This window comes from Pseudomonas nitroreducens (assembly GCF_024170165.1).
Classification (GTDB): domain Bacteria; phylum Pseudomonadota; class Gammaproteobacteria; order Pseudomonadales; family Pseudomonadaceae; genus Pseudomonas; species Pseudomonas nitroreducens_C.
The window spans coordinates 225,130-238,888 of sequence record NZ_JALJXP010000007.1 but is presented as its reverse complement, the minus strand read 5'-3'; the positions used below and the strand labels follow the sequence as shown (position 1 = coordinate 238,888).

11 protein-coding genes are annotated in these 13,759 nt (G+C 65.1%); 6 read left to right on the top strand and 5 right to left on the bottom strand.

Translation table 11 applies throughout. The features are described from left to right. Window positions 1-17 precede the first annotated feature (17 nt). Both J2T47_RS16200 and mfd read right to left on the bottom strand, forming a co-directional pair. Complete coding sequence (locus J2T47_RS16200) at window positions 18-680, bottom strand: CsiV family protein (protein WP_253448693.1); 663 nt, start codon at window positions 678-680, stop codon at window positions 18-20. 11 nt (window positions 681-691) lie between these two features. Then, entirely contained in the window at window positions 692-4,156 is a 3,465-nt protein-coding gene (gene mfd, locus J2T47_RS16195; RefSeq protein WP_253448691.1) for a transcription-repair coupling factor, read from the bottom strand. Between the two features lie 140 nt (window positions 4,157-4,296). On the opposite strand from mfd, the gene J2T47_RS16190 reads away from it, so the two are divergent. The 4 genes from J2T47_RS16190 (at window position 4,297) to sthA (ending at window position 10,015) form a co-directional block, all read left to right on the top strand. Beyond that, complete coding sequence (locus J2T47_RS16190) at window positions 4,297-5,763, top strand: glyceraldehyde-3-phosphate dehydrogenase (protein WP_253448688.1); 1,467 nt, start codon at window positions 4,297-4,299, stop codon at window positions 5,761-5,763. 108 nt (window positions 5,764-5,871) lie between these two features. Then, the gene (locus tag J2T47_RS16185) at window positions 5,872-7,269 is read left to right on the top strand and encodes an amino acid permease (RefSeq protein WP_253448685.1); all 1,398 of its coding nucleotides are present in this window, start codon (window positions 5,872-5,874) and stop codon (window positions 7,267-7,269) included. Window positions 7,270-7,396: 127 nt separating this feature from the next. After that, window positions 7,397-8,410, top strand: a complete 1,014-nt coding sequence (locus J2T47_RS16180) for an FAD:protein FMN transferase (protein ID WP_253448682.1) — start codon at window positions 7,397-7,399, stop codon at window positions 8,408-8,410. A 210-nt stretch (window positions 8,411-8,620) separates the two neighbouring features. Continuing rightward, entirely contained in the window at window positions 8,621-10,015 is a 1,395-nt protein-coding gene (sthA, locus tag J2T47_RS16175; RefSeq protein WP_045211662.1) for a Si-specific NAD(P)(+) transhydrogenase, read from the top strand. A 42-nt stretch (window positions 10,016-10,057) separates the two neighbouring features. Here the strand turns inward: sthA and J2T47_RS16170 are convergent, their stop codons facing one another. Genes J2T47_RS16170 through J2T47_RS16160 form a run of 3 tightly spaced genes read right to left on the bottom strand, consistent with a single transcriptional unit; the run spans window position 10,058 to window position 11,681 of the window. Further along, a complete protein-coding gene (locus J2T47_RS16170) occupies window positions 10,058-10,780 on the bottom strand; it encodes a glycerophosphodiester phosphodiesterase (protein WP_253448679.1) in 723 nt (240 codons plus the stop codon). Further along, window positions 10,777-11,091, bottom strand: a complete 315-nt coding sequence (locus J2T47_RS16165) for a phosphodiesterase (protein WP_253448676.1) — start codon at window positions 11,089-11,091, stop codon at window positions 10,777-10,779. Before J2T47_RS16165 ends, J2T47_RS16170 begins: the two co-directional genes overlap by 4 nt. A 14-nt stretch (window positions 11,092-11,105) precedes the next feature. Continuing rightward, window positions 11,106-11,681, bottom strand: a complete 576-nt coding sequence (locus J2T47_RS16160; RefSeq protein ID WP_253448673.1) for a PilZ domain-containing protein — start codon at window positions 11,679-11,681, stop codon at window positions 11,106-11,108. A gap of 124 nt (window positions 11,682-11,805) precedes the next feature. Here J2T47_RS16160 and J2T47_RS16155 point away from each other — a divergent pair, with 124 nt between their 5' ends. Both J2T47_RS16155 and lolD read left to right on the top strand, forming a co-directional pair. Next, window positions 11,806-13,059, top strand: a complete 1,254-nt coding sequence (locus J2T47_RS16155) for a lipoprotein-releasing ABC transporter permease subunit (RefSeq protein ID WP_253448670.1) — start codon at window positions 11,806-11,808, stop codon at window positions 13,057-13,059. Then, window positions 13,052-13,750, top strand: coding sequence for a lipoprotein-releasing ABC transporter ATP-binding protein LolD (gene lolD, locus J2T47_RS16150; RefSeq protein ID WP_017519266.1), 699 nt, complete (start codon window positions 13,052-13,054; stop codon window positions 13,748-13,750). Before J2T47_RS16155 ends, lolD begins: the two co-directional genes overlap by 8 nt. Window positions 13,751-13,759: the final 9 nt, after the last annotated feature.

Here is a 13,759-nt window from a genome sequence, read left to right as displayed (position 1 = left end):
GATGCCGGGCTTTTTCTTTATTGCGCGGGTTGTGCTGGCGGCGGGGCTTCGAAGCCGCCGTCTGCCGGGGCGGCCGGCGCTTGTTGCTGCTGCGGCGCGTCCGGGCCGGTCGGTGCTTCGTCTTCCATGCCGGGCGGCGGGGCGGACGCCGGTTTGGCGTTGAGCGGGGTCACCTTGATCAGCATGCCCAGGCTCGGGTGGTCGAGGTAGGTCAGCACGCTGTTCTTCAGGCTGGCTTCCTGGACCATGTGCTGGCTGGCAGCGAGCAGGCCGTCCTGGCCGAACTGGTTGATCCAGAAGTCGGTCTGGGTGTTCACGAAGCGCTGTTGGCTGAGGGTGACGGTGCCTTCCACCGGGAAGTGGCCGTCATGCTGGGCGCCTTCGGTCAGCGAAACACTCACCGGATTGGCATCGATCTCCTGGCGCCAGGCCTTGTGCATCAGGACCTGGAAGCCTTCGTTCTGCTTCAGCTTGGCGACCTGGGCGTCCATCGCGGTGGGGCGCGAGCTGTCCGGGCCCGGCGGTTGCGCGCCCTTGGCCCAGTCGTCGGGCGCGGGGCGGCTGGCGAACACGGCGTCGCCGGACTGCTGGAAGAGGATCAGCTCCACTTGGTAGGGCTCGGCGAACGCGGCTGGCGACAGTAGCGCCAGCGACAGCAGCAAGGGTTGGAACAGGCGCATGCACAGGGTCCTTAATGAGTCTGTGGCGTGAGGCGCTCGAGCAGCGCCTCCAGCGTGTTGAACCGTTCTTCCGGGCGCTCCATGGGCACCTGGAACTTGAAGAGGGTGGCCCCTTCGAATTTGTACCGATTGGGCTGGCTCTGGATCATCTTGATCAGCACCAGCGGGTCGACGCAGGTATCGGCGGCAAATTCTACCCGGCCTCCCTGCGGGCCGGCATCTACCTTCACGATCCCGAGCTTTTCTGCCTGCAATTTCAGCAAAGTCAGACGGATAAGGTTCTTCGCCGGGTCAGGCAGCAGGCCGAAGCGGTCGATCATCTCCACCTGCAGCTCGCGCAGGCCGTCTTCGTCGGCGGCGTTGGCGATGCGCTTGTAGAGGATCAGGCGGGCATGGACGTCCGGCAGGTAATCCTCGGGGATCAGCGCCGGTACGCGCAGGTTGATGTCCGGGCCGCCGCCCAGCGGCTGCTCCAGGTTCGGCTGCTCGCCCTTGCGGATGGCCTTCACCGCACGTTCGAGCATTTCCATGTAGAGGGTGAAGCCCACCGCCTGGATCTGCCCGCTCTGGCCGTCGCCGAGCAGTTCGCCGGCGCCGCGGATTTCCAGGTCGTGGGTGGCCAGCACGAAGCCGGCGCCCAGGTCCTGGGCGTTGGCGATGGCTTCCAGGCGCTTCTCGGCGTCCGGGGTCATCTGCTTGCGCGGCGGGGTGAGCAGGTAGGCGTAGGCCTGGTGGTGGCTGCGGCCGACGCGCCCGCGCAGCTGGTGCAGCTGGGCCAGACCGAACTTGTCGGCGCGCTCGATGAGGATGGTGTTGGCGCTGGGCACGTCGATGCCGGTCTCGATGATGGTCGAGGCCACCAGCACGTTGAAGCGCTTGTGGTAGAAGTCGCTCATCACCCGTTCCAGGTCGCGCTCGTTCATCTGTCCGTGACCGATGCCTATGCGTGCCTCGGGAACCAGCTCCGCCAGGTCGCGGGCACACTTCTCGATGGTCTTCACTTCGTTGTGCAGGAAGTAGACCTGGCCACCGCGCAGCAGCTCGCGCAGCAGGGCTTCCTTGATCACCGACTTCTGTTCTTCCATGACGAAGGTGCGCACGGAGAGGCGGCGCGCTGGCGGCGTGGCGATGATCGACAGGTCGCGCATGCCGGCCACCGCCATGTTGAGCGTGCGCGGGATCGGCGTGGCGGTGAGGGTGAGGATGTCCACCTCGCTGCGCAGGGCCTTGAGCTGCTCCTTCTGGCGCACGCCGAAGCGGTGCTCTTCGTCGATGATGACCAGGCCGAGGTTCTTGAACTTGACGTCGTCCTGCAGCAGTTTGTGGGTGCCGATGACGATGTCGACCTTGCCCTCGGCCAGCTGCGCCACGGCGCCTTCGACTTCCTTGGCGGACTTGAAGCGGCTCATCACCTCGACGCTCACCGGCCAGTCGGCGAAACGGTCGCGGAAGCTGTTGTAGTGCTGCTGGGCGAGGAGGGTGGTCGGCACCAGCACGGCGACCTGCTTGCCGCTGTGCACCGCGACGAAGGCCGCGCGCATGGCCACTTCGGTCTTGCCGAAGCCGACGTCGCCGCAGACCAGACGGTCCATCGGCTTGTCGGCGAGCATGTCGGCTACCACCGCTTCGATGGCGGTCTGCTGGTCCGGGGTTTCCTCGAAGGGGAAGCCGGCGGAGAAGGTGGCGTAGTCGACCTGCGGGTCCTTGAACGCGTAGCCCTTGCGCGCAGCACGGCGGGCGTAGATGTCGAGCAGCTCGGCGGCGACGTCGCGAACCTGTTCGGCCGCCTTGCGCTTGGCCTTCTGCCAGGTTTCCGAGCCCAGTTTGTGCAGCGGCGCCAGGGCGTCGTCGCTGCCGGTGTAGCGGGCGATCAGGTGCAGGTTGGCCACCGGCACGTAGAGCTTGGCTTCGTCAGCGTACTGCAGGGCGAGGAATTCGGCGTTCTGGCCGTCGATCTCCAGGGTGATCAGGCCCATGTAGCGGCCGACACCGTGGTCGATGTGTACCACCGGCGCACCTTCGCGTAGCTCGGTGAGGTTCTTGATGACGTTCTCGCCGCCATCGCGGGTCTTCTCGCGGCGTCGGCGCTGCATGACGCGCTGGCCGAACAGCGGACTCTCGGCCACCAGGGCGATGCCTGGCTGGCCTTTGTCGGCGTCCAGCAGCAGGCCTTCGTCCATCGGCGCGATGGTGATCGCCAGGCGGTCCTTGTGTGCCAGGAAGCCCGGCCAGCCCTCGACTTCCACCGGGCGCAGCTTCAGCCGCGCCAGCAATTCCAGCAGCACTTCGCGGCGGCCGGCGGATTCGGCGGTGAAGAGGATGCGACCGTCGAACTGCTCGATGAACTGGCGCAGACGCGCCAGCGGCTCGGTGGCCTTGGCTTCGATGGCCAGTTCTGGCAGCGGTTCAGCGGGGAAGCGCTCGCGGCCGACGCCGGTGTCGATCGGCTCCGGGCTGACCACCACGCGCGGCCAGTTCTTCAGGCGGGCGAAGCAGTCTTCCACCGGCAGGAAGACTTCACCTGGCGGCAATAGTGGGCGTTCCGGGTCGTAGCGGCGGTCCTCGTAGCGGCTGCGCACGTCGGTCCAGAACTGCTCGGCGGCGCCCTCGATGCCCGGCAGGGAGAACACCTGGGTGTCCTGCGGCAGGTAGTCGAACAGCGTCGAAGTCTCGCCATCTTCGAAGAACAGCGGGATGTAGTACTCGATACCGGCGGGTGTCAGGCCGCTGGCCAGGTCCTGGTAGATCGGGCAGCGTCGGTAGTCGACGTCGAAGCGCTCGCGGAAACGGCCACGGAAACCGGTGACTGCCTCCTTGCGCAGGGGGAATTCGCGCGCCGGCAGCAGGCGAATGCTCTCCACCTTGTCGATGGAGCGCTGGGTTTCCGGATCGAATGTACGAAGCGTCTCGATTTCATCGTCGAAAAGATCGATGCGGTAGGGCAGTTCGCTGCCCATCGGGAACAGGTCGATCAGCGCCCCGCGCACGGCGAACTCGCCGTGCTCGTAGACGGTGTCCACGCAGCGGTAGCCGGCGGCCTCGAAGCGGCTGCGCATCTGCTCGACGTCGAGCTTCTGGCCGACATCCAGCACCAGGCTGCTGCCGAGCAGGAACTTGGCCGGCGCCAGGCGGTGCAGGGCGGTGGTGATGGGTACCACCAGCACGCCGCGGCGCAGCTCGGGCAGCTGGTAAAGAGTGGCGACGCGCTGGGAAATGATGTCCTGGTGCGGCGAGAACACGTCGTAGGGCAGGGTTTCCCAGTCCGGCAGCTGCAGCACCGGCAGGTCCGGCGCGAAGAAGCGCAGTTCCTGCTCCAGGCGCTCGGCGCTCTGGCTGTCGGCGGTCAGCAACAGGGTGAAACGCTTTGCCGGCCCGGCGGCTTCGGCAATGGCCAGGCTCAGGGCGGCTCCGGGGAGGTTGCCCCAGGATTGCTTGCCGGCAGCGGTCGGCAGCGAGGGAATGCGCAATACGGACACGGGCAGTCGTGGCTCCGGTCGAGGGATTTGACCCGGGGGATTGTAACTATCCCGATTGACGGATGTCAGTCATACGACCGCTGCGGATTGCCGGCGATTGTTCACGCCGTCATAATGTAGCCCCTTTTTTCTTCTCCTACATGTGGAAGGTATTGCCCGTGACCCAGAAGCCCGACCAGTGTCTCGGTGAGTGGATCGATCGTGAAGCCCTCGCGGAAGCCATGATTCCGCTGATCGGTCAGCTGTACCGTAACAACAACGTGGTGACCTCGATCTACGGCCGTGGCCTGATCAACCGTTCGGTGATCGCGATCCTCAAAGCGCACCGTTTCGCCCGTCACCGCCTGGCCGAAGAAGGCGGGTTGTCGGTTCACGACACTTTCCCGATCCTCAAGGCGATGAGCGAGCTCAAGCTGGGCGCAGCCTCGGTAGACCTGGGCAAGATGGTTGCCAAGTTCAAGACCGAAGGTAACGGCCGCAGCATCGAGCTGTTCACCAAGGACGAGCTGGCCGACGTGGTCGGCAAGCAGAACGGCGGCGCCCGCGAAGGCACCGACGTGGTCCTGTACGGTTTCGGTCGTATCGGCCGCCTGCTGGCGCGCATCCTCATCGAGAAGACCGGTGGCGGCGACGGCCTGCGCCTGCGCGCCATCGTCGTCCGCAAGGGCGCCGAGAACGACCTGGTCAAGCGCGCCAGCCTGCTGCGTCGTGACTCCGTGCATGGTCCGTTCGATGGCACCATCACCATCGACGAAGAACACAACACCATCACCGCCAACGGCAACCTGATCCAGGTGATCTACTCCAACGACCCGGCGTCGATCGACTACACCCAGTACGGCATCAAGAAAGCCCTGCTGGTCGACAACACCGGCAAGTGGCGTGACGCCGAAGGCCTGGGCCAGCACCTGAAGTGCCCGGGTATCGACCGCGTGATCCTGACCGCTCCGGGCAAGGGTGCCCTGAAGAACGTCGTCCACGGCATCAACCATGGCGACATCACCGCTGACGACAAGATCGTTTCCGCCGCTTCCTGCACCACCAACGCCATCGTGCCGGTGCTCAAGGCTGTGAACGACCAGTACGGCATCGTCAACGGCCACGTCGAAACCGTTCACTCGTTCACCAACGACCAGAACCTGATCGACAACTTCCACAAGGGCAGCCGTCGTGGCCGCGCCGCGCCGCTGAACATGGTGATCACCGAGACTGGCGCCGCTACCGCTGCTGCCAAGGCTCTGCCGGTTCTCAAAGGCAAGCTGACCGGCAACGCCATCCGTGTTCCGACGCCGAACGTCTCCATGGCCATCCTGAACCTGAACCTGGAAAAGGCCACCAACCGCGAAGAGATCAACGAGTACCTGCGCCAGATGGCCATGCACTCGGACCTGCAGAAGCAGATCGACTTCGTGTCGTCCCAGGAAGTGGTGTCCACCGACTTCGTCGGCTCCCGCCATGCGGGCGTCGTGGATGCCGAGGCGACCATCGCCAACGACAACCGCGTCGTCCTCTACGTCTGGTACGACAACGAATTCGGCTACAGCTGCCAGGTCGTCCGCGTGATGGAAGACATGGCTGGCGTGAACCCGCCGGCTTTCCCGCGCTGATCCAGGCGGTCTAGATAAACGGGAGCTCTCGGGCTCCCGTTTTTCGTTACTGGCTCCAGCATAATCATCAATAAAATCTGCCAATTCCCGAACCTGGAAAGACTTCAAATGGATGGACAACATCTGCATGAAGGCGAGCTGAAGCGCGGTCTGAAGAACCGCCACATCCAGCTGATCGCCCTCGGCGGCGCCATCGGTACCGGCCTGTTCCTCGGCTCTGCCGGGGTCCTGCAATCCGCCGGCCCGTCGATGATCCTCGGCTACGCCATCGGTGGTTTCATCGCCTTCCTGATCATGCGCCAGCTCGGCGAGATGATCGTCGAGGAGCCCGTCGCCGGTTCCTTCAGCCACTTCGCGCACAAGTACTGGGGCGGTTTCGCCGGCTTCATGTCGGGCTGGAACTACTGGGTGCTGTACATCCTGGTGGGCATGTCGGAGCTGACCGCGGTCGGCAAGTACATCCAGTTCTGGTGGCCGGACTTCCCGACCTGGGCGACGGCAGCGGTGTTCTTCGTTCTGATCAACGCCATCAACCTGTTCAACGTGAAGGCCTTCGGCGAGACCGAGTTCTGGTTCGCGATCATCAAGGTCGTCGCCATCATCGGCATGATCCTGCTCGGTGTCTGGCTGCTGGCCAGCGGCAACGGCGGCCCGCAGGCTTCGGTGAGCAACCTGTGGGCTCATGGCGGCTTCTTCCCCAACGGCTGGAAGGGTCTGGTGATGGTCCTGGCGATCATCATGTTCTCCTTCGGCGGCCTGGAGCTGGTAGGTATCACCGCCGCCGAAGCCTCCGAGCCGAAGAAGGTCATCCCCAAGGCGATCAACCAGGTCATCTACCGGATCCTGATCTTCTACATCGGCGCCCTGGCCGTGCTGCTCTCGCTGTACCCCTGGGATGCCCTGCTGCAGAGCATCAACAGCGCCGGCGACCCCTACAGCGGCAGCCCGTTCGTGAAGGTCTTCTCGCTGCTGGGCAGCGAGTACGCGGCCCACATCCTGAACTTCGTGGTGCTGACTGCCGCGCTGTCGGTCTACAACAGCTGCGTGTACTGCAACAGCCGCATGCTCTTCGGTCTGGCCGAGCAGGGCGATGCCCCGCGCGCCTTCGCCAAGGTCGATGACCGCGGTGTGCCGATGCTGGCCATCGGCGTCTCGGCCTTCATCACCCTGGCCTGCGTGGTGGTCAACTATGTGATCCCGCACCAGGCGCTGGAGCTGCTGATGTCCCTGGTGGTCGCCGCCCTGGTGATCAACTGGGCGATGATCAGCCTGGCCCACATGAAGTTCCGCAAGGCCATGGTCGCCAAGGGTGTGCAGCCGTTCTTCCGCGCGCTGTGGTACCCCTACGGCAACTGGCTGTGCCTGGCCTTCGTGGTGTTCATCCTCGGCATCATGCTGCAGATCCCGGGCATCGACGTGTCGGTGTACGCGATCCCGGTGTGGATCGTGCTGATGGGTGTGTGCTACCTGTTCAAGCGCAAGTCCCCGGGCAAGGCCAACGCCTGAACCGGTTGAGAAACGGGAGCTTCGGCTCCCGTTTTCTTTTGGTAACGCACCTTTGCCAGAGCGGCAACAGTGGCGCCGGGTGCTTGCGGTAGAATGCCCGGCGCCGCGCGTCTGGCGGCTGATGGAGATGACCTTGTCCCGTGCAAGCCTGTTGATCGTGCTGGTTCTGGCAACCCTGAGTGGCTGCGGGAAATCCGTCGAGCGCTTCGGCGGGCCGACCATGGGCAGCAGCTACGCGGTGCAGTACGTGCCCACCGGCACGGCGCCTGAGGCGGCGAAGCTCAAGGCCGAGGTCGACGGGATACTGGCGAGCCTGGACGAGCAGTTCTCCACCTACCGCGACGACTCCGTGGTGTCCCGCTTCAACGCCTTGCCAGGCGGCGCCTGCATGGCCCTGCCGGCGGACATGCTGACGCTCTGGCGCTACGGCGAGCAGCTGGCGCAGCAGAGCGGCGGCGCCTTCGACCTCACGGTCGAGCCACTGATGAACCTCTGGGGCTTCGGCCCGCAGTCGCGCGCCGAGAAGGTGCCCGATGCTGCCGCGCTGGAGCGTGCGCGTGCCCGCGTCGGCCATCGGCATCTGCGCCTGAATGGCGATCAGCTGTGCAAGGACGTCGATGCGCAGCTGGACTTCGACAGCATCGTCGCCGGCTATGCCGTCGACCGGGTCAGTACGCGCCTGGCCGAGCTTGGTCTGACCGATTACCTGGTGGAAATCACTGGTGAACTCAAGGCCGTGGGCCACAAGCCCGACGGCAAGCCGTGGCGCATCGCGCTGGAAGTGCCCAGCGGCGAGCGCGAGCGGCAGGTGGAGCGCTCGGTGGCGCTGGACGGCATCGGCCTGTCCACCTCCGGCGACTACCGCAACTACTTCGAAGAGGGTGGACAGCGTTATTCGCACACCTTCGACCCGCGCACCGGCGCGCCGGTCAGGCATACGCTGGCGGCGGTCACCGTGGCGGAAGCCCAGGCCCTGCGCGCCGATGGCCTGTCGACGCTGCTGATGGTGCTGGGGCCGGAGGAGGGCTATACCTTTGCCGAGCGCAATGGCCTGGCGGCCTTCTTCATCGTGCGCCAGGGCGAGGGCTTCGTGACCCGCGCGACGACGCGCTTCGAAGCGCTGTTCCCGTCGCCTGAATGAAAGCTTCGGCGGGCATGATGACGGTCCGCTGGGTGGCAATGGCATGTAGTGACGGCAAAATTCGCCTACCTGCCGACCAACCGCTAATGTGCAGCCTTTTGCCGCAGGGCTAAGCTGCGCCAATGATTTCGATCCGCCTCGGCGCATGTGGTGCCGGGGCTTCGCCGGGAGCGCCACGCGGGCGTCCCGGCCTGTTCTGAAGGAGTACGCATGGCTGTCTACAACTACGACGTGGTGATTCTCGGCACGGGCCCGGCAGGCGAGGGGGCGGCGATGAACGCCTCCAAGTACGGGCGCAAGCTGGCGGTGGTCGACAGCCGTCGCGTGGTCGGTGGCAACTGCACGCACCTGGGCACCATCCCGTCCAAGGCGCTGCGTCACTCGGTGAAGCAGATCATCGAGTTCAACACCAACCCGATGTTCCGCCAGATCGGCGAGCCGCGCTGGTTCTCCTTCCCGGACGTGCTGAAAAGCGCCGAGCGGGTGATCTCCAAGCAGGTGTCCTCGCGCACCGGCTACTACGCCCGCAACCGCATCGACATGTTCAACGGCACCGCCAGCTTCGTCGATGAGCGCACAGTCGAGGTCGTCACCCCCAGCGGCGCCGTGGAGCGCCTGGTGGCCGACCAGTTCGTGATCGCCACCGGTTCGCGTCCGTATCGGCCGTCGGACATCAACTTCAACCACCCGCGCGTCTATGACAGTGACACCATCCTGTCCCTGAGCCACACCCCGCGCCGTCTGATCATCTACGGAGCCGGCGTGATCGGCTGCGAGTACGCCTCGATCTTCAGTGGCCTGGGCGTACTGGTGGACCTGATCGACACCCGCGACCAGCTGCTGAGCTTCCTCGACGACGAAATCTCCGATGCGCTGAGCTACCACCTGCGCAACAACAACGTGCTGATCCGTCACAACGAGGAATACGAGCGCGTGGAAGGCCTGGACAACGGGGTGATCCTGCACCTGAAGTCGGGCAAGAAGATCAAGGCTGACGCCCTGCTGTGGTGCAACGGCCGCACCGGCAACACCGACCGCCTGGGCCTCGAGAACATCGGCATCAAGGTCAACAGCCGCGGCCAGATCGAGACGGATGAGAACTACCGCACCTCGGTATCGAACATCTATGCCGCCGGCGACGTGATCGGCTGGCCGAGCCTGGCCAGCGCCGCCTACGACCAGGGCCGCTCGGCTGCCGGCAACATCGTCGAGCACGATGGCTGGCGCTTCGTCAACGACGTGCCGACCGGCATCTACACCATTCCGGAGATCAGCTCGATCGGCAAGAACGAGCAGGAACTGACCGTGGCGAAGATCCCCTACGAAGTGGGCAAGGCCTTCTTCAAGGGCATGGCCCGCGCGCAGATCTCCAACGAGCCGGTGGGCATGCTGAAGATCCTGTTCCACCGCGACACCCTGGAAATCCTCGGCGTGCACTGCTTCGGCGACCAGGCCTCGGAGATCGTCCACATCGGCCAGGCGATCATGAACCAGCCGGGTGAGCTGAACACCCTGAAGTACTTCGTCAACACCACCTTCAACTATCCGACCATGGCCGAAGCCTACCGCGTAGCGGCGTTCGACGGCCTGAACCGGATTTTTTGAAGTACCCCGACCGGCGGCCTGAGCCGGTCGGGGGGAACCTGCTCAGCGATTCCCGATCGTGGCAGTGGCCAAACCGGGAAAGTCTGTGATCAGGCTATCCACGCCAAAATCGGCGAGCCGGCGCATCAGCGCCGGCTCGTTGACCGTCCAGACGGACACATGCAGCCCCTGCTTCTGCGCTTTCAGCAAGCGCTCCGGGGTGCACAGCATCCAGTTCAGCGCCAGCAGATCACAGCCATAGTGTGCGGCGACCTTCAGCGGGTCGAGCCAGGCGTACTCGGCCACCAGTCCGCGTGACAGTTCCGGAGCCAGCTCCTCCAGCGCGCGCAGCACCGTGCGCGAACTCGAGGTCACGGTGATCCGGTCACGCAGGCCGAAACGGCCCACCAGCTGGTGGATTGCCTGCACCGTGCGGCCAGCACGATCCTTCGACGCGCTTTTCACTTCCAGCTGCCAGTGCTCGAACTCGCAGCGCTCGAACAGTTCCGCCAGACGTGGGATAGGGCAGGGGCGCAGCCAGCCCGGACCGCCGTCGCGGGCGTCCATGGTCACCAGATCGTCCGCCAGTTGCTCGGAGACTTTCCCGCGCCGGCCGGTGGTGCGCTTGAGCGTCGGGTCGTGGATCACCATCAGCTCGCCGTCGCGGGACAGGTGCAGGTCCAGTTCGCAGCGCTTCACGCCATGCTCCAGGCAGCGCTGGAAGCTGTTCAGGGTGTTTTCCGGTGCTTCGCCTTTGGCGCCGCGATGGCCATAGATCAGAGTCACTGGGGCTCCTTGGGAGTCGGTGAGAGGTCCTTGAGGTATTGCGAACGGTGCTGGCGGACGGCATCGACCACCACTCCGCTCTCGAAATAGACGCTGAACTCGCGGTAGTCCCAGCGCGAGATGGGTGGTTTGCCCACCGCTGGGTGCTCCTGGTCCGGCAGGCCGAAGCGTTCCAGCACCGCCTTCTGGCTCTCGCCGCGAGCCGGCAGCACGATGTGCGGGTCTCCCTGGCTGCCCACGGGGATCTCGATGGTATCCGCCAGCAGTGGCAGCGGGGTGACAAGGCTCAACAGGAGCAGCAGATGGCGCATGGATTTCCCTGGGTTCATTCTTCGCGGGCCTTGGCCTGCCGGCGTTCCAATGCCTGGCGCTGGAGGATGTGGCGGGCCAGCAACTGACGCGAGGCGTCGCCGAGCATCTCGAATTCGGTGCCGATCTCGTAGTCGCCTTCGCCCTGCTGCTGGCAATGGGTGACCTTGGCGCGCAGCAGCAGCCCCAGGCCGTGGGGGAGCAGGATGATCTTCAGCGCCAGGTCCTGGCCGACCGGCAGCGGCCGGGCGTCGCGGAAATTGATGCCGCCTTCGGACAGCGTGACCTTGCGCGCCGGGCCGATCTCGCTGAGCAGGCTCTGGGTCAGGGCCTGGGCGATCAGGTCGATGCGCTTGTTCATCACCTTCAAGTAGCTGGCCAGCGGGCGGTCGCGCTCGTTGATATGGCGCAGCAGGTGCTGCGACTCGAAGTCGGTCAGGTGCAGGTCGCTGAGCAGATTGAACAGCGCGGAATCATCCTGAAGCACTTCTTGCGACTGGATTTCGTCCTCGCGCAGCGGGCGAAATTCCAATGCGAGCGTATCTTCAATACGATAGTATTCGCGGCGGTCATCCGCGTCTGGAGTGGACATGGCGAACCCACGGCAGCAGTGATGGTCTGAGTGTAAGGCCGCCTGCCTGGCCTCGCCACACGGAAGTCGCACGCCAGATGGAACTGACGCCCGACGCACTCTTCACCTTCTCATTCGGCCCCACATGTTCAGACCCCTTTCCGTCTACATCGGAACGCGCTACACACGCGCCAAACGCCGCAGCCACTTCGTTTCCTTCATCTCGCTCACCTCCATGATCGGCCTCGCGCTGGGTGTCGTGGTGATGATCGTGGTGCTCTCGGTGATGAACGGCTTCGACCACGAGATGCGCACCCGCGTGCTGGGCATGGTGCCCCACGCCACGGTCGAGTCCTACCAGCCGATTTCCGACTGGCAGGGCATCGCCGGGCAGATCAAGACCCAGCACCCCAACGTGCTGGAGGTCGCGCCCTTCATCCAGATGCAGGGCCTGCTCAGCGCCGGCGGCACGGTACAGAAGGTGCTGATCAACGCCGTGGACCCGAACGAGGAGAGCAAGGTCTCGATCATCGACCAGTTCTTCCAGGAAGGTTCGCTCAAGAGCCTCAAGCCCGGCGAGTTCGGCATCATCATCGGCGACAAGGCGGCGAAGAACCTCGGCGTGAAGCTGGGCGACAAGGTCACCTTCATCGCCCCGGAGGTCTCGGTCACCCCGGCCGGCATGTTCCCGCGCATGAAGCGCTTCACCGTGGTCGGCACCTTCCATGTCGGCGCCGGCGAGCTGGACGGCTACGTCGCCATGGTCCACATCGACGACGCTGCGCGCATGCGCCGCCTCAAGCAAGGCCAGGTCGAAGGCCTGCGCCTGAAGCTCGACGACCTGTTCCAGGCGCCGCGCACCGCCTGGGAAATCGCCCGCACCCTGAAGGGCAACGACTACTTCGCCCGCGACTGGACCCGCAGCCACGGCAACCTGTACCAGGCGATCCGCATGGAGAAATCCATGATCGGCCTGTTGCTGCTGCTGATCGTCGCGGTCGCCGCGTTCAACATCATTTCCACCCTGGTCATGGTCGTCACCGACAAGAAGGCAGACATCGCCATCCTGCGCACCCTGGGCGCCACGCCGGGGCAGATCATGGCGACGTTCATGGTCCAGGGCACGGTGATCGGCGTGATCGGCACCTTCATCGGCGGCGTGCTGGGCATCCTGGCGGCGCTCAACGTCAGCTCCGCCATCGCCCTGCTGGAGCGCCTGCTGGGCCACAAGTTCCTCAACGCGGACGTCTACTTCATCGATTACCTGCCCTCGCAACTGATGAGCGAGGACGTGATCCTGGTGTGCAGCGCCGCGCTGATCCTGAGTTTCTTCGCCACCCTGTATCCGGCCTGGCGTGCGGCCCGCACCCAGCCCGCGGAGGCCCTGCGTTATGAGTAAGCCGACCCCCAACGACCAGGCCGTCCTGAGCTGCCGCGATCTCGGCAAGCGCTACGAGGAAGGCCCGCAGTCGGTCGAGGTGCTCTCCGGCGTGCAGCTGGAGCTGCTGCCCGGCGAGCGCGTGGCCATCGTCGGCAGCTCCGGCTCGGGCAAGAGCACCCTGCTGAACATGCTCGGCGGCCTCGACACGCCCAGCACCGGCAGCGTCTGGCTGGCCGGCGAACAGCTGTCGGCGCTCAACGAGAAGCAGCGCGGCCTGCTGCGCAACCGCGCGCTGGGCTTCGTCTACCAGTTCCACCATCTGCTGCCGGAGTTCACCGCGCTGGAGAACGTCTGCATGCCGCTGCTGATCGGCAAGACGCCGATCCCCGAGGCGCGCCAGCGTGCCACCGCACTGCTGGAGCGCGTGGGCCTGGGGCATCGCCTGAGCCACAAGCCGTCGGAGTTGTCCGGTGGTGAGCGCCAGCGCGTGGCCATCGCCCGCGCCCTGGTCAACACGCCGAAGCTGGTACTGCTCGACGAGCCCACCGGCAACCTCGACCAGCACACCGCCCACGGTATCCAGGAGCTGATGCTGGAGCTGTCGCAGTCCCTGCGTACCGCCTTCCTGGTGGTGACCCACGACACCCACCTCGCCCAGCAGATGGACCGTGTGCTGCGCCTGGAGGAGGGCCGGCTGGTCGCCGCCTGAGGGATAACG